The organism is Lactobacillus sp. ESL0791 (assembly GCF_029433255.1).
Classification (GTDB): domain Bacteria; phylum Bacillota; class Bacilli; order Lactobacillales; family Lactobacillaceae; genus Lactobacillus.
In genome coordinates this window covers 63,294-79,256 of record NZ_JAQTHU010000001.1, presented here as the reverse complement: position 1 = coordinate 79,256, position 15,963 = coordinate 63,294, and the positions used below count along the sequence as shown (strand labels likewise).

Below are 15,963 nucleotides of genomic sequence, written 5' to 3'. Positions count from 1 at the left end.
AATTGGACTTAGCGCCGCACATCAATCATAAACGAATTCAAATCGCCCCGGTACTTAGCAATCGAATATTCAATCGGCCGTTCATCACTTGTCAGACCTTGAGTATGAAAATAAAAGATCGGCTTATTCAGCGAAATATTTAGCAGATTCGCCGTTGTTTCATCGGCTTCCAGCACTTCCAGTTTTCTAATAACATGGGTTACTTTTAACTGATACTTTTCTAGCGTCTCATATAAAGAAACTTGCCCCAAATCATAATTTTGCAGTTCCGGTACCCGTTCCTGCGGCACATAAGTTGTTACTAAAACGATTGGCTGTTTGTTAGCATAGCGTAAGCGCACGATTTTAAAAACTAGAGCCTGTGCTGTAATCTGTAAATTTTTGCTGACCTCTTCGTTAGCTTTTTCTACCTGAAAATAAAGCAAGTTGGTTTTGGGATAAATTCCCTTGGCACTCATTTCCGTACTATAACTTTCAATTATATGCGTAAATTCCTGCTCAATTTTTGCTTGTTTAACCAGCGTGCCCCGTTTGCGCCGCCTTTCCAAATAACCTTGATTGACTAGCTTAGAAATGGCTTGCCGCACAGTTGGCCTGCTCACCTGATAATGCTCTGCTAATTCAATTTCCGGTGGGATCAAGGTGTTTTGCGGATACACCCCGGTTTGAATTTTATTTAAAAGATCATCCGCAATTAACTGATACTTGGGCTGCTGCATCTTGGCCACGCTAATCCTTCTTTCTTCAATTAATAATTAGGGTTACTATAACAAAAAAAATCAATGTCTGCTCACTAATCAGTAAAAGCAGCATTGATTTTTGCATCTCTTAAATATCTAATGAGCTAATATCGTCAGCCTTAAACCGCTTCTTAAGGGTCTCAATAATTTTCACACCTGAGCTGGTACCGATCCTCTCAGCACCGGCAGCAATCATCGCCAAAAAGTCATCGGTGTTGCGAATACCGCCAGCTGCTTTAACCTTAACCTGGTCGCCAACGTTTTCTTTCATTAACTTAACATCTGCAACCTTCGCACCAGCGGTGCCAAAACCGGTTGAGGTTTTAACAAAATCGGGTTCAACCTTCTTGGCGATCAGTGCCAGCTGCTTGATCTCGTCTTTGGTTAGGTAACATGTTTCAAAAATTACCTTACACGGGATGTTCTTCTCGTGACATGCAGCAACGATTTGCCGCATCTCGTCCTCAATGTAGTCCCAATCATGATCGCGTACCTTAGTCAGATTAACTACATAATCAATTTCGTTGGCACCATTTTTGATAGCATCTTTCGTATCAAAAACCTTTGATTCAACCGTGGTCTGCCCCAAAGGAAAACTAATTGCTGCCCCCGTATCAATATCAGTTCCTTGCAATTGTTCAGCGCAATACCTTGATTGCACCTGATTAATCGCAACCATCTTAAAATGATATTTCTTGGCTTCATCGCACAGTTTCTTCATATCTGCTTCGGTGGCATCGGCATGCAAATTCGTGTGGTCAATCAAACGTGCAAAATCATCAATCGTATATCTCATTGTCGTTTTCTCCTTTTATGTCATTACATAATAATTATAAAAGGAAAATTGTAACTAATCAATTGTAATATGTAATTACAATTAAATTATTTTTTAGTTTTAGCATACAGCAGAAGCAGCATACCAACCAGTACCACTGCAATTGGGACAATCATCGCAGCCAAGCCGCCGCGGTAATTATTGCCAAGCAATAGTCCCAGCAAAATTACGCCAGTGATGCTGAACATAGCGCTGGCAGCCAAAAGATTGCTTTTCGTAAGCTGCAAACTCAATTTTTTAATCTTGCCGACTGCTAATAATATCAGGCTAAAAATTGTCGCAACCCCAATTCCTAGCAGCAGTTTTGGTCGCACTACAACGCTGCAGAAAGGAAATTCTAATAAAAATAATCCTGCCATTACTAGCAGAAGAACTCCTAAGAAAAGATAATCAACTTTTGATTTATCGTTAAGCAGGCTCATTATCGTAACGATTAACCCAAGCGCAATAAAAATAATACTGACTGGTTCAAACATACCCATATTTCTCCTATCATTTTCAACATAAAAAGTCTAGCTCTTTATGCCCGCTTTTTCATCTCATGCTTTTCATGATAAAATTACCTAATAACCTTTATAAAAAAGAAAGGCTTTCATGACTAAAAAAAGCTATTATTATCATAAACTGACTGACGATGTAGTCAACAGCAAAAATCAAGATTTACATTTACCTGACAATTATGAGATTTTACCACATTCTTTAGGTGCAAAAATCTGGTCAACGTCAATGCGGCCGGTAGCTCATGCCTTTGCTCTGCTATATGCTAAAATTTTACACGTCCAAGTTGTTGGAAAAGACAAAATCAGCTTAGTCAATGATCAAGGCTATTTTGTCTATGGCAACCATACACAGCCTGTCGGCGATGCCTTTCTTCCGCTAATAATTTTCCCTAGTAAAAACTATTATGTCCTTGCATCCCAGGCAAATTGGGGCATCCCAATTATTGGCAAATACATTTTGCCTTACGCCGGGCTGCCCGTTGGTGATGATATGGTGCAAATGGGCAAACTGCTCAGTGCCATTAAAAACGTGATTTTAACAAAAAAAGGAATAATCGCCATTTATCCCGAGGCCCATGTTTGGCCCTGCTACACCAAGATCCGTCCGTTTCCTGCTACCAGTATGCATTTCCCGGTGGCTCTTAACCGGCCTAGTTTTGCCATGACTACCACCTATCAGCGGCCGAACCGAGGCACCAAACCTTGGATAACAATTTATCTTGATGGACCATTTTATCCCGACAAAAATCTGCCTAAAAAAGCCGCACAGAACAAGCTGCACGACCAGATCAGCCAGACCCTCAATAATCGAAGCAGGCTCAGCAATTACCAATATTACAATTATCAAAAAATAAACTAAGGAAATTTCATGAATATTCTTTTCTGTGGCGACCACAACGCTGAAGACGGCGTCCTAATTGCCATTTTATCCTTATTAAAAAACTCCGGCGCTAAGGAACTTCATGTATACATCTTAAGCATGTATACATTAAGCTATAAGCGCAAGTTTAAACCTTTCAGTAAACATGCCGCTGATTATCTGGCGACACTTTTACGCAAAAAAAATCCACGTAACACGTTGAAACTAATTGATTGCACCGGACTATTTATCAAAGAGCCACCGATCTTCAACATGGATTCACGCTTCACCCCTTACGCGATGCTGCGGCTGTTCGCAGACCAGCTGCCGCAGATCCCTGACAAAATTCTGTATCTTGATGACGACGTGATTGTCCGCAAAAACCTAATAGATTTTTATAACCAAGATTTAACTAATATTGAATTTGTCGGTGTTCTGGATTATTGGGGCCGTTTCTTTTTCCATAATCACCATCAGCACCGAGCCTTTGACTATGTCAATTCTGGCGTTCTGCTTTTCAACATGAAGGAAATCAAACAGACCAAGCTGTTTGCCAAGGTGCGGCACAAGATGCAGGTCAAAAACATGCTGATGCCCGACCAATCGGCACTCAACAAGTTTGCCCGTAAAAAACGGATTGCTCCGCGCAAGTACAACGAACAATACAAATTAAAAGCTAATACAGTCATTCAGCATTTTACCACCAGTTTTCGTTTTCTCCCCTTTTTCCACACCCAGACGGTTAAGCCATGGGAGGTTAACCGCATTCACAGCGTGCTCAAGCTGCACGAATACGATAATCTACTTGACCTTTACCTCAAGTTAAAAGATAATCTTTAGAATAGAAAAAATTATAAGAGGAGAAGATTTATGACTATCCCAGTTTTTTATAGTATCAGTGATGATTTTACCAAATATGCGGCTGTATCGCTCAATTCATTAGTTAAGAACACTAGTCCCAGCAACGATTACACCGTTTATTTTCTTAATCAGGGAATATCGGATGAGCACCAGCAGGCTTTGAAGGCTTTAGGCTCTGACAACGTGCACGTGAAATTTTTTTATGTTGATGACAAGCTCGTAAAACCAATTGAAAATCGCCAAGAGAACTACCTGAAAGCCGACTTTTTTACGATGTCTATTTTTTACCGTTTGTTCATCCCCGACCTTTTTCCAGAATATGATAAGGCAATTTATATCGATAGTGATACAATTATCAATGATGATATCGCTAAACTATATGATACTGGCTTAGGCAATAATCTCTTCGCCGCATCAATGGACACATCGATTCAATATGTGGAAAAGATGCAGTTGTACATTAAAAATGTGCTCGCGCTAGACCCTAAGAAGTACATTAATTCCGGTGTCTTAGTGTTAAACTGTCTAGCATTCAGAAATGAACACTTTGTTGACCACTTCTTTGATTTGCTCGAAAAATATCACTTTGACTGCATTGCTACGGACCAAGATTACCTTAACGAAATTGCTGAGGGCAGAATTTTTTACCTCAATCCTAAATGGGATGCGATGCCTAATGAGAACACCGAACCGCTGGCAAAGCCAAGCCTGATTCATTACAATTTATTCTTTAAGCCATGGCACTTTAAAAATATCCAGTACGAAGAATATTTCTGGGATAATGCAAAAGAAACTCCTTTTTATGATGAACTAAAAAGGGGTTTAGATGAATATACTGAAGAAGAACGCGAACATGACCGGCAAAAATTAAATCATATGCTGGCTAAAGAAGACAAAACGATCAATGACGCGCAAAATTGGGCGCGAGTGAAAAAACAAGGACCTGTAACTTTATGATAATTGGTGATGACCGTGAAAAAGTAATTGCAAACATTGAGCGTGCGCTTGAAAGACATGATTTTGCGGCGAAAGTCGAAATTGGCGATCCCGTTATGTCTTTACAGGAACGAACGGACTTGGTGAATAAATTTTGGCAAAACCAAGCTAATATCGCTGGCAAAACAAACGATGTAATTGGCCGGACATTTTTCACTCTTTTGACAAATGTTTTAACAAGAACCACTACTTTCACAGATTTAGAGCACCTGAAGCATTTACCGCAAGGCGGAGCGATCATCACGGCTAATCATTTTAACCAAATTGATTCCCTGCCAATCAATCATCTTGCACATAAGATGCACCATCATCTAACAATGGTAATCGAAGATACAAACCTAAAATTACCGGGAATTTTAAGCTATTTGATGAATTACGTGGGAACAATTCCGCTAGTTAAATCAACCAGTTATGTCGGCGTTGAATTTCCCAAGCACCTTCATGATGCTTTAGACAAAGATAATTGGGTTCTCATCTTTCCTGAACAGGAAATGTGGTGGAATTACCGCAAGCCGCGCAAATTCCAGCGAGGTGCTTATTATTATGCTGCTAAGCAAAATGTCCCGGTCATTTCCACCTTTATCGAAATTCAAACCTTACCTAAATTTGAAAAAGGCCATCCTAACTTTTTACAGACAAAATACATTGTCCATGTTTTACCAACTATCTATCCTGACACTTCACTAAGTATCAATGAAACTTCCAAACAAATGATGGCACAGGATTATCAGCAAAAAGTAGCAGCCTACGAAAAGGCATACAAAAAAAAGCTCACCTATGACTTCACTCCCTGGGATATTGCCGGCTGGCAGCCCAAGAAATCATAGCCAATACAAGCATATTAATAGACTTATTACCTAGGCGAGTTTATTATGTAAGCCATAATAACAATTAAGGGAGTGAACTTTTATGGAAAAATTTACAAAAGAATCTTTAGCTAAATACGATGGTAAAAATGGCAATCCTGCCTATGTTGCAATTGACGGTACCGTTTACGATGTAACCGGCAATGCTCACTGGACCGATGGTACGCACCATGGTCAATTGGCCGGCCGTGATTTGACTGAAGCAATTGCGCAATCACCACATGGCAAAAGCGTACTTGGCAAGTTAAATGAAGTCGGTACTTACGAAGACTAAGCACAATAGTTAAGCAGCAGATTCACAAAATGTGGGCTGCTGTTTTATTTTTAAATTATTTTTTATTATGACAAATACAATTACACAAAACGCAATTCGTGCCCTTTTATATGAAGTAGTGACTAATCCCAAACCGGGATTAGTCGATCCGCATTCTCAAGGACCGCACACCGATATGAATATTTACACTTTTATCGACAGCAGCTTAAGTCTGACCAACTATTTCAAGCAAGCTGTAATTATCGGGCAGACGTACAGCAATAGCGACCTAACCCAAATGTTTTCATTACTGAGAAAGGAAGGAGTGCAAGCCGAAAAAAGCATGTATACAGCTACACACGGCGTCAACACTCATAAGGGAGCAATCTTTGCCTTGGGAATTTTTGTCTGCGCTGAAAGCTACCGGAAACAGCATCAAACAGACTTATTCATCACCATCAAAAAAATGTGCAGCGGTCTCGTCGAACATGATCTCGGTCAAAACAAAGCAGCAGCTACCGCAGGTGCAAGTGAATACCGCCAATATGGCTACACAGGCGCACGTGGTGAGGCTGAGCAAGGCTATCCACTGATTGAACATATTTCCCTACCCTTCCTAAAAAGCCGCCCAGGAAGCCTGCAAACACGTTTACTCGATACATTAATGAAAATTGCAACTGTCACCATTGACAGTAATTTGATTAAGCGTGCCGGAACCGACAAGATCATCTCCTGGCTGAGAAAAGAAGCAGAAAGTTATTTGGCTTTGGGAGGATATGCAACTGACGCAGGTAAAGAAAAACTCGCTAAGCTGGATGCCTACATGACAAAGATGAATTACAGTCTTGGCGGATGCGCCGATTTATTAATTGTTACCATTTTTGTTGCTTTAGAGCAAAATTATCTATAAAAAAGGACTAACCGAGCTAAGTTAGTCCTTTTATGTTGTAAAAAAATTAATGTCCAGAAGCACCAGAAGTACTATCTGCTTGGTCAATCTCACTGCAAGCCGTATCAGCAGCTATCCGGCCAAAAGTAAAGATGTCCGCAAGAGAGTTGCCGCCTAAACGGTTGCCAGCATGCAGGCCTCCAGCGATTTCTCCAGCAGCATACAAGCCGGTAATTACTTTGCCTGACTCATTAATCACTTGTGCCTTAGTGTTAATCTTTAAGCCGCCCATCGTATGGTGAATCGCGGGTTTACGCGGCGTAGCATAAAACGGTGCAACTTCACATTTCAAGTTGAAAGCAGACTTTCCAAATTCGGGATCTTTACCAGCATTAACGTATGAATTGTATTTTTCAATTGTTGCAGTTAAAACTGCAGGATCCATCCCCACTTGCTCAGCCAAATCTTCCAATGTATCTGCTTTATACAGGGTGCCCGCTTTAACTTGCGCATCAATTGCTTCTTGTGTTGTGTTATAAGCTGTCGCCTTAATTTTTTCATCAGCAATCAAGTAAAACAAGCCGCCATTATCAATTGCCGCCTTTGCCAAAGTATCACGCTCGGCAAACTCGTTTACAAAACGTTTGCCCTGTTGGTTAACCATAATAAAGTTTTCGGGTGGTGTCTGCAATCCAGTGAATAATTCACCCGTTTTTGGATCAGAAACCGGCATTAATTGAATAAAACCCATTCCAACTAGATCAGCACCAACTTCTTGACCTAAAGCAATTCCATCACCAGTAATTGCGGGTGAGTTCGTGGTTGCAATGTCATCATCAATATGTTTCCAATAAGTATTATATTTTTGCACCATCGGGGTATTTGCACCAAATCCGCCAGAAGTTAAAATCACCTGTTTAGCATGAACCGTAATCTTGCTGCCGTTGCTCTTTTCCGTAATCACGCCTACTACCTGTCCATCTTTAGTCAATAGGTGTTTAGCACGCGTCTCAGTTAAAATTGTTGCACCGTGTTCCTTAGTCCAATCGCCTAAGACGTGAATGAAAGCATAACCCATCGGCTCAACCGGCTTATGCCCCCGGCGCCACAAGGCACCCACAGGCATTGTAACGTCACTGCGGTCAAATTTAACACCTAAGTCGGTCAGCCATTTAACCGAATCAAGAACGTTATTAATTAATTCTTTAACCAAAGCATAGTTACCGTGAATTTCATTGCCGTTTAAATCCGTCCGCTTGCCACCCAAATACGTTTGGATTTCATGCAGCAATTTTGAATCAAACAAGTAATCTGCACCGCTATTTACATAGTCCTTGATTTGCTTTTGCAATTCAATAAAATCCTCACGATATTCAGGATCTATTTCATCAACTGGGGTCTGTGCAAGTTTGATTAAACTGTCTTTTTCTCCTGGAAGAGCTTTAAACTCTTTTTGCCATTCAGGCTCAACAGCATTAAGCGGACCGCCGGCACGCGTAGTATTGCCACCAATTTGGGGATGTTTTTCCAGTAATACGACCCTTTTATCATTCTGAATGCTTCTTGCAGTGGCAGCAAGCCCAGCACCGCCGGCACCAATAACCACAACATCCGTAGTTATTTCTTCATCCTTAGAATTAGTTGCTGCCACTTTAGCCCGCTTTTGCCATTCGCCAGCATCACCGCCAGCAAGCGAAATTGCCTGCGCAACACCGTCTATAAGGCCCTTGCTGGAAATCGTTGCCCCACTAACCGCATCAACATTCAGCGTTTGACCCGTAATTATTTCCTTAGGCAGGCGTTTAAAGACTTCATCAGCAACTCCTTTAGTTTCACCACTTGAATCAACTTCAATGTTAGTAATTTTATCCTCTGAAAGTGATACTTTCATTGGCATATAGCTAGAGCCATGGCCTTTTGCTTTTATATCATATGTACCAGGTTTCATCATGCTTACCATCCTTTTCACTAAATAAATCTTATATAAATTTTACTAACTTTTTAGTTTTAGGTGAAATAGTTTTATAATAAGAGAGCAATAACATTTTTGCTATGGAGAAGAAAATGAATAATCCAGAAGTCGTACTACATTACATTGATGTTCTACTAAAAGAAAATAACTTTACTAAAGCCGCACACGAACTCTATATTTCCCAACCGTATTTGACTCAGTTAATTAAACGGATTGAGAAGAAATTGGGTACACAAATTATTAGCCGCAAACAGGTGCCTTTTTCACTAACCTCAGCGGGTGTCATTTATTATAAATACCTGGAAAAAGCAATCACTGATCAACAGTGCTTATTGCAAAACCTGCTTCCTTATGTTCATCCTGATAACGATATCATCAAAATTGGCATTCTCGAAAGTCTCGGCACTTTTCTGTTACCAGAACTTTTACCCAACTTCATCAAAGAAAATCCCAATACCAAAATTCAACTAATTGAAAATGTACCACGCAGCAGTGAGAGTCAACTCCTAAATGAACAAATAGACTGTTATATCGGGCAAACACCTGAAGCATTGACAAAAGGAATAAAGTTTTACGTCAATGGCGGTGAACGCTACTTTATTATTATTTCTCCCAAATCAAAGTATTTTCAAAAAGGAAAATTTATTCTTAAGCCAAACGAATATAATTTAAAAGAAATACTTCAAGCTCCTTTTGTAGCAAGTGCACCAGGGTCAGCAATTAGGCATCAGCTAAACGGAATTTTTCAAAAGTTTCATGTGAAACCAAACATAATAACTGAAAGTAAAAGTGTCATTACTGTGACTAATCTAGCTATTCACGGCCTCGGTTTAACTATTTCAGCAGCCAGTATCATTAAAAGAATGGCACCAACACCCATTAATTTACTTCCAATTGATCCAAAATTCATTCGGATTAAATATTTTATTGCAACTAAAGATGCTAGAAAAATATCACCAACTCTTGCAAAGTTAATTACAGATTTTTGCAAGCTTCAACTTGAACCAGACATAAAATAGGGCAAAAAAGGAAGACCCTTTCAGGTCTTCCTCTCCTCTTCTTGCTTAGCTCCGGCTGTCAGACTCGAACTGACGACATCTTGATTAACAGTCAAGCGCTCTACCAACTGAGCTAAGCCGGATTATTAAAAAAGCACGGCAGCTTCCTACCCTCGCAGGCAGTCTCCCACCAACTACTCTCAGCGTTAAGAAGCTTAACTTCTGTGTTCGACATGGGAACAGGTGTTTCCTTCTTGCTTTTGCCACCGTACTTCTTCTCTGAGCTTTTACACTCAAAACTAAATATAATCCATCTTCTAATATCAACCTTCCAGATCGCTTCGCTTTTGGTCAAGTCCTCGACTGATTAGTACTAGTCCGCTCCAAACCTCACGGCTCTTCCACTCCTAGCCTATCTACCTCTTAGTCTTAGAGGTGTCTTACTACTTTACGTATGGGAAATCTCATCTTGAGGGGGGCTTCGCACTTAGATGCTTTCAGCGCTTATCCCGGCCATACTTAGCTACCCAGCTATGCCTTTGGCAAGACAACTGGTACACCAGCGGTATGTCCATCCCGGTCCTCTCGTACTAAGGACAGCTCCTCGCAAATTTCCTACGCCCACGACGGATAGGGACCGAACTGTCTCACGACGTTCTGAACCCAGCTCGCGTGCCGCTTTAATGGGCGAACAGCCCAACCCTTGGGACCTACTTCAGCCCCAGGATGCGACGAGCCGACATCGAGGTGCCAAACCTCCCCGTCGATGTGAACTCTTGGGGGAGATAAGCCTGTTATCCCCAGGGTAGCTTTTATCCGTTGAGTGATGCCCCTTCCATGCGGTAACACCAGATCACTAAGCCCGACTTTCGTCCCTGCTCGAGTTGTCTCTCTCGCAGTCAAGCTCCCTTATACCTTTACACTCTGTGAATGATTTCCAACCATTCTGAGGGAACCTTTGGGCGCCTCCGTTACATTTTAGGAGGCGACCGCCCCAGTCAAACTGCCCGTCTGACACTGTCCCCGACCGCGCTTAGCGGTCTAGGTTAGAGTAGCCATCAAACAAGGGTAGTATCCCAACATTGCCTCTGCTAAGACTAGCGTCCTAGCTTCTCTGGCTCCTACCTATCCTGTACATGTTTAACAGCTACCCAATATCAAATTGCAGTAAAGCTCCATGGGGTCTTTCCGTCCTGTCGCGGGTAACCCGCATCTTCACGGGTATTATAATTTCACCGAGTCTCTCGTTGAGACAGTGCCCAAATCATTACACCTTTCGTGCAGGTCGGAACTTACCCGACAAGGAATTTCGCTACCTTAGGACCGTTATAGTTACGGCCGCCGTTTACTGGGGCTTCAATTCGAACCTTCGACTTGCGTCTAAGCTCTCCTCTTAACCTTCCAGCACCGGGCAGGTGTCAGCACCTATACGTCGTCTTACGACTTTGCAGATACCTGTGTTTTTGATAAACAGTTGTTTGGGCCTATTCACTGCGGCTGATCTTGCGACCAGCACCCCTTCTCCCGAAGTTACGGGGTCATTTTGCCGAGTTCCTTAACGAGAGTTCTCTCGCTCACCTTAGTGTTCTCCACTCGACTACCTGTGTCGGTTTCTGGTACGGGTACGCTCTCTCTTGCTAGAAGCTTTTCTTGGCAGTGTGACTACAGAACCTTCGCTACTTTAATTTCGCTCCTCATCACAACTTGTGTTGTCTGTTAGCAAGCATTTCACTCACTTACGCACTTGTTGCTTAAACATGGTTTCCAGCACCATGCGTTCCTTGCCTCCTGCGTCCCTCCTTCGCTATTAACGATTAAACGCAGTACAGGAATTTCTACCTGTTATCCATCGGCTACGCCTTTCGGCCTCGTCTTAGGTCCCGACTTACCCTGGGCGGACGAGCCTGCCCCAGGAAACCTTAGTCTTTCGGCGGACAGGATTCTCACCTGTCTTGCGCTACTCATACCGGCATTCTCACTTCTAAACGCTCCAACTATCCTCTCGGTTAGCCTTCGCCGCATTTAGAACGCTCTCCTACCACGTACACTCTCGTGCACATCCACAGTTTCGGTACTATGCTTAGCCCCGGTAAATTTTCGGCGCAGCGTCACTCGACTAGTGAGCTATTACGCACTCTTTTAATGATGGCTGCTTCTAAGCCAACATCCTAGTTGTCTACGCAACTCCACATCCTTTTCCACTTAGCATAGATTTTGGGACCTTAACTGGTGATCTGGGCTGTTTCCCTTTCGACTACGGATCTTATCACTCGCAGTCTGACTCCTGTGTATACATATCTGGAATTCGCAGTTTATCTGAATTCAGTAACCCCTGACGGGCCCTTCGTCCAAACAGAGCTCTACCTCCATTATGCTCTTCCACAAGGCTAGCCCTAAAGCTATTTCGGAGAGAACCAGCTATCTCCAAGTTCGTTTGGAATTTCACCGCTATCCACAACTCATCCCCGCAATTTTTAACTTACGTGGGTTCGGTCCTCCAGTGAGTTTTACCTCACCTTCAACCTGGTCATGGATAGGTCACTTGGTTTCGGGTCTACATCAACTAACTTACTCGCCCTCTTCAGACTCGCTTTCGCTTCGGCTCCATCTTTTCTGACTTAACCTCGCTAATTAACATAACTCGCCGGTTCATTCTACAAAAGGCACGCCATCACCCTTTAATGGGCTCTGACTACTTGTAGGCACACGGTTTCAGGTTCTCTTTCACTCCCCTTCCGGGGTTCTTTTCACCTTTCCCTCACGGTACTGGTTCACTATCGGTCACAAACTAGTATTTAGCCTTACGGAATGGTCTCCGCTAATTCAACCGGAATTCCTCGTGTTCCGGCCTACTCAGGATCCTACTCGGCTTGCTTGCAATTTCGCTTACGGGGCTCTCACCCTCTCTGGCTTAGTTTCCCAACTAATTCTGCTATCACTCACAATACCTCTTTGTAGTCCTACAACCCCAAATGATAAATCATTTGGTTTGGGCTCTTTCCTCTTCGCTCGCCGCTACTAAGGAAATCGATTTTTCTTTCTCTTCCTGCAGCTACTTAGATGTTTCAGTTCACTGCGTCTCGCCTCATTAACCTATTTATTCAGTTAATGATAATACAATCTCTTGTACTGGGTTCCCCCATTCGGACATCTCCGGATCTCTGTTTACTTACAACTCCCCGAAGCATTTCGTCGTTAGTCACGTCCTTCTTCGCCTGCTTGTGCCTAGGCATTCACCGTGCGCCCTTCTTTACTTGACCTTATTACTTTAAGATCTTACTCTCTCGGTCGCTCTACAATCTGTTCTCTATCTTTATGATTGTCTCGGTTTTTATTATCTTTCTTGGATTATATTCAGTTTTCAATGTACTAACCATGGATCTATTTAGATCCAATGGAGGCTAACGGGATCGAACCGATGACCTCCTGCGTGCAAAGCAGGTGCTCTCCCATCTGAGCTAAGCCCCCGTATTATTAAATTATTAATCTGACAATAACTCTAGTTGAGTTAAATGTCAATGGGCCTAAATGGACTTGAACCATCGACCTCACGCTTATCAGGCGTGCGCTCTAACCAGCTGAGCTATAGGCCCGACTAACGTTTCCTATTATGAGGTATTACCCTCAAAACTAAACAATGTCCCGCTCCATGTGCTTCCGTTGACTGCTTCTTTAGTAGTTTGCCTACTCTTCCACTGTCTTCTTCCTTAGAAAGGAGGTGATCCAGCCGCAGGTTCTCCTACGGCTACCTTGTTACGACTTCACCCTAATCATCTGTCCCACCTTAGGCGGCTGACTCCTTTACAGGTTATCTTACCGACTTTGGGTGTTACAGACTCTCATGGTGTGACGGGCGGTGTGTACAAGGCCCGGGAACGTATTCACCGCGGCGTGCTGATCCGCGATTACTAGCGATTCCAGCTTCATGCACTCGAGTTGCAGAGTGCAATCCGAACTGAGACTAGCTTTAAGAGATTCGCTTAACTTCACAGTCTCGCTCCTCGTTGTACTAGCCATTGTAGCACGTGTGTAGCCCAGGTCATAAGGGGCATGATGACTTGACGTCATCCCCACCTTCCTCCGGTTTGTCACCGGCAGTCTCATTAGAGTGCCCAACTTAATGCTGGCAACTAATAATAGGGGTTGCGCTCGTTGCGGGACTTAACCCAACATCTCACGACACGAGCTGACGACAGCCATGCACCACCTGTCTTCCTGTCCCCGAAGGGAACTACATATCTCTATGTATTGCAGGAGATGTCAAGACCTGGTAAGGTTCTTCGCGTTGCTTCGAATTAAACCACATGCTCCACCGCTTGTGCGGGCCCCCGTCAATTCCTTTGAGTTTTAACCTTGCGGTCGTACTCCCCAGGCGGAGTGCTTAATGCGTTAGCTGCAGCACTGAGAGGCGGAAACCTCCCAACACTTAGCACTCATCGTTTACGGCATGGACTACCAGGGTATCTAATCCTGTTCGCTACCCATGCTTTCGAACCTCAGCGTCAGTTACAGACCAGAGAGCCGCCTTCGCCACTGGTGTTCTTCCATATATCTACGCATTTCACCGCTACACATGGAGTTCCACTCTCCTCTTCTGCACTCAAGAAAAACAGTTTCCGATGCAATTCCCCGGTTAAGCCGGGGGCTTTCACATTTGACTTATTCTTCCGCCTGCGTTCGCTTTACGCCCAATAAATCCGGACAACGCTTGCCACCTACGTATTACCGCGGCTGCTGGCACGTAGTTAGCCGTGACTTTCTGGTTGATTACCGTCAAATAAAGATTAGTTACCCTCTCTATCCTTCTTCACCAACAACAGAGCTTTACGATCCGAAAACCTTCTTCACTCACGCGGCGTTGCTCCATCAGACTTGCGTCCATTGTGGAAGATTCCCTACTGCTGCCTCCCGTAGGAGTTTGGGCCGTGTCTCAGTCCCAATGTGGCCGTTCAGTCTCTCAACTCGGCTATGCATCATTGCCTTGGTAAGCCGTTACCTTACCAACTAGCTAATGCACCGCGGGGCCATCCCTTAGCGACAGCTTTAATAGCCGCCTTTTAAACTTGAAGCATGCGCTTCTCGCTCTTATCCGGTATTAGCATCTGTTTCCAAATGGTATCCCAGTCTAGAGGGCAGGTTCCCCACGTGTTACTCACCCATCCGCCGCTCGCTTATTTTTCTTCCTACCCGAAGGTATTCCGTTAAATATGCTCGCTCGACTTGCATGTATTAGGCACGCCGCCAGCGTTCGTCCTGAGCCAGGATCAAACTCTCATTTTTATCTGTTTGTTTGAATGTTTGCTCATTCGTTCTCTAAGATATTATCTCAGATTTATTTGCTTGCGAAATTGACTTCGCTCTTTTGTTTGGGTTCTTTCACCCGCACATTTTGCGAAAACATTGTTCAGTTTTCAAGGTACTACCTGTTGCTTCCTCTTTCAAAAGCAGCTTATTTATATTAGCAAACTTTTGCTCTCTTTGTCAAGAACTTTTTTCGCTCGCTTGTCGCTTTCTTTTAAGCTCTTTTTGCTTACCTCCCGGCGACAGTTATTTATATTAGCAATTTATCCTCTCCTTGGCAAGTCTTTTTTTCTACTTTTTTAAAAAATTATCCTAACTAGTCAAAATCACACCATAATTCCTCGACAATGATCGACTTCATGTTGAATAACTTCTGCTACATAGCCTACGAACTTTTGAGTTTGTTTTTTCATATTCATGTCTTGGAAATTAACAGTAATATTCTTGTAACGTTTGACTTTTCTAGTGCCAGGCAAGGAAAGACAACCTTCATCAGCAAGATATTGGTCAGACTTTTCTACTATAACTGGATTCAACATTACGATTACTAATGGCCCTGCATAAAAAGCAATAATTTGCTTAGTTTCACCAATCATGTTGGCTGCAAGTCCAGCAGCAGACTTGCGGTTTGCGATTAAAGTGTCTTTTAAATCTATTGCTATGTCCAAATCCCTGATTGCAGCCGGAGTAGATTTCTGCTTTAAAACCAAAAGATCGTGAATAATTATTCTCTTTGTCATTTTAATGCCTTTACATGCATAGTGATTTTTCTAGCATTATCCATAATTATTAAGAAGAAATTACCTATCGTAAAATAAATTTAATACTTTTGCATATTTTTATTGGCGCAGAAGTTTTATAATACAAATTAACAACCTTGAGGGGAGAGAACT

General features: G+C 42.7%; 12 protein-coding genes, 3 tRNA genes and 3 rRNA genes. 7 read left to right on the top strand and 11 right to left on the bottom strand.

Going from position 1 to position 15,963, the window contains the following annotated elements; all coding sequences use genetic code 11:
• Nucleotides 1-8: 8 nt before the first annotated feature.
• The 3 genes from PT285_RS00395 to PT285_RS00385 all read right to left on the bottom strand — a co-directional run bounded on the left by PT285_RS00395 (nucleotide 9) and on the right by PT285_RS00385 (nucleotide 2,051).
• Nucleotides 9-719, bottom strand: a complete 711-nt coding sequence (locus tag PT285_RS00395) for a GntR family transcriptional regulator (RefSeq protein ID WP_277150550.1) — start codon at nucleotides 717-719, stop codon at nucleotides 9-11.
• 109 nt (nucleotides 720-828) lie between these two features.
• Nucleotides 829-1,536 carry a deoxyribose-phosphate aldolase gene (gene deoC, locus PT285_RS00390; protein WP_277146897.1) on the bottom strand — a complete coding sequence of 236 codons (708 nt, stop codon included), beginning with the start codon at nucleotides 1,534-1,536 and terminating at the stop codon, nucleotides 829-831.
• A gap of 86 nt (nucleotides 1,537-1,622) precedes the next feature.
• Nucleotides 1,623-2,051 (bottom strand): hypothetical protein, encoded by a 429-nt coding sequence (locus tag PT285_RS00385; protein ID WP_277146895.1) that lies wholly within the window; start codon nucleotides 2,049-2,051, stop codon nucleotides 1,623-1,625.
• A 118-nt stretch (nucleotides 2,052-2,169) separates the two neighbouring features.
• On the opposite strand from PT285_RS00385, the gene PT285_RS00380 reads away from it, so the two are divergent.
• The 6 genes from PT285_RS00380 (at nucleotide 2,170) to citG (ending at nucleotide 6,820) form a co-directional block, all read left to right on the top strand.
• Nucleotides 2,170-2,934, top strand: a complete 765-nt coding sequence (locus PT285_RS00380) for a 1-acyl-sn-glycerol-3-phosphate acyltransferase (RefSeq protein WP_277146893.1) — start codon at nucleotides 2,170-2,172, stop codon at nucleotides 2,932-2,934.
• 9 nt (nucleotides 2,935-2,943) lie between these two features.
• Entirely contained in the window at nucleotides 2,944-3,774 is an 831-nt protein-coding gene (locus PT285_RS00375; RefSeq protein ID WP_277146891.1) for a glycosyltransferase, read from the top strand.
• A 30-nt stretch (nucleotides 3,775-3,804) separates the two neighbouring features.
• Entirely contained in the window at nucleotides 3,805-4,752 is a 948-nt protein-coding gene (locus PT285_RS00370; RefSeq protein ID WP_277146889.1) for a glycosyltransferase family 8 protein, read from the top strand.
• The gene (locus tag PT285_RS00365; RefSeq protein WP_277146887.1) at nucleotides 4,749-5,618 is read left to right on the top strand and encodes a lysophospholipid acyltransferase family protein; all 870 of its coding nucleotides are present in this window, start codon (nucleotides 4,749-4,751) and stop codon (nucleotides 5,616-5,618) included. The genes PT285_RS00370 and PT285_RS00365 overlap by 4 nt, the downstream gene beginning before the upstream one ends.
• Nucleotides 5,619-5,700: 82 nt before the next feature.
• On the top strand, nucleotides 5,701-5,931 hold the full coding sequence (locus PT285_RS00360) for a cytochrome b5 domain-containing protein (RefSeq protein WP_277146885.1): 231 nt from the start codon (nucleotides 5,701-5,703) through the stop codon (nucleotides 5,929-5,931).
• Between the two features lie 64 nt (nucleotides 5,932-5,995).
• Nucleotides 5,996-6,820, top strand: a complete 825-nt coding sequence (citG, locus tag PT285_RS00355; protein WP_374211483.1) for a triphosphoribosyl-dephospho-CoA synthase CitG — start codon at nucleotides 5,996-5,998, stop codon at nucleotides 6,818-6,820.
• Between the two features lie 46 nt (nucleotides 6,821-6,866).
• On the opposite strand, the gene PT285_RS00350 is transcribed toward citG, so the two are convergent.
• Nucleotides 6,867-8,747, bottom strand: coding sequence for a flavocytochrome c (locus PT285_RS00350; protein WP_277150546.1), 1,881 nt, complete (start codon nucleotides 8,745-8,747; stop codon nucleotides 6,867-6,869).
• A gap of 116 nt (nucleotides 8,748-8,863) precedes the next feature.
• Between PT285_RS00350 and PT285_RS00345 the strand changes: the two genes are divergently transcribed.
• Complete coding sequence (locus PT285_RS00345) at nucleotides 8,864-9,790, top strand: LysR family transcriptional regulator (RefSeq protein WP_277146883.1); 927 nt, start codon at nucleotides 8,864-8,866, stop codon at nucleotides 9,788-9,790.
• Nucleotides 9,791-9,839: 49 nt separating this feature from the next.
• Here PT285_RS00345 and PT285_RS00340 read toward each other — a convergent pair.
• The 7 genes from PT285_RS00340 to PT285_RS00310 all read right to left on the bottom strand — a co-directional run bounded on the left by PT285_RS00340 (nucleotide 9,840) and on the right by PT285_RS00310 (nucleotide 15,810).
• Nucleotides 9,840-9,912 (bottom strand) — tRNA-Asn (locus PT285_RS00340).
• Nucleotides 9,913-9,923: 11 nt separating this feature from the next.
• Nucleotides 9,924-10,040: ribosomal RNA gene (rrf, locus tag PT285_RS00335) — 5S ribosomal RNA — on the bottom strand.
• A gap of 76 nt (nucleotides 10,041-10,116) precedes the next feature.
• A 23S ribosomal RNA gene (locus PT285_RS00330) occupies nucleotides 10,117-13,029 on the bottom strand.
• 135 nt (nucleotides 13,030-13,164) lie between these two features.
• Nucleotides 13,165-13,237: transfer RNA gene (locus tag PT285_RS00325), tRNA-Ala, on the bottom strand.
• 51 nt (nucleotides 13,238-13,288) lie between these two features.
• Nucleotides 13,289-13,362: transfer RNA gene (locus PT285_RS00320), tRNA-Ile, on the bottom strand.
• A 118-nt stretch (nucleotides 13,363-13,480) separates the two neighbouring features.
• Nucleotides 13,481-15,049, bottom strand: a 16S ribosomal RNA gene (locus PT285_RS00315).
• The 16S, 23S and 5S rRNA genes sit together here with 3 tRNA genes alongside, the layout of an rRNA operon.
• 347 nt (nucleotides 15,050-15,396) lie before the next feature.
• A complete protein-coding gene (locus PT285_RS00310; RefSeq protein WP_277146881.1) occupies nucleotides 15,397-15,810 on the bottom strand; it encodes a peptide deformylase in 414 nt (137 codons plus the stop codon).
• Nucleotides 15,811-15,963: the final 153 nt, after the last annotated feature.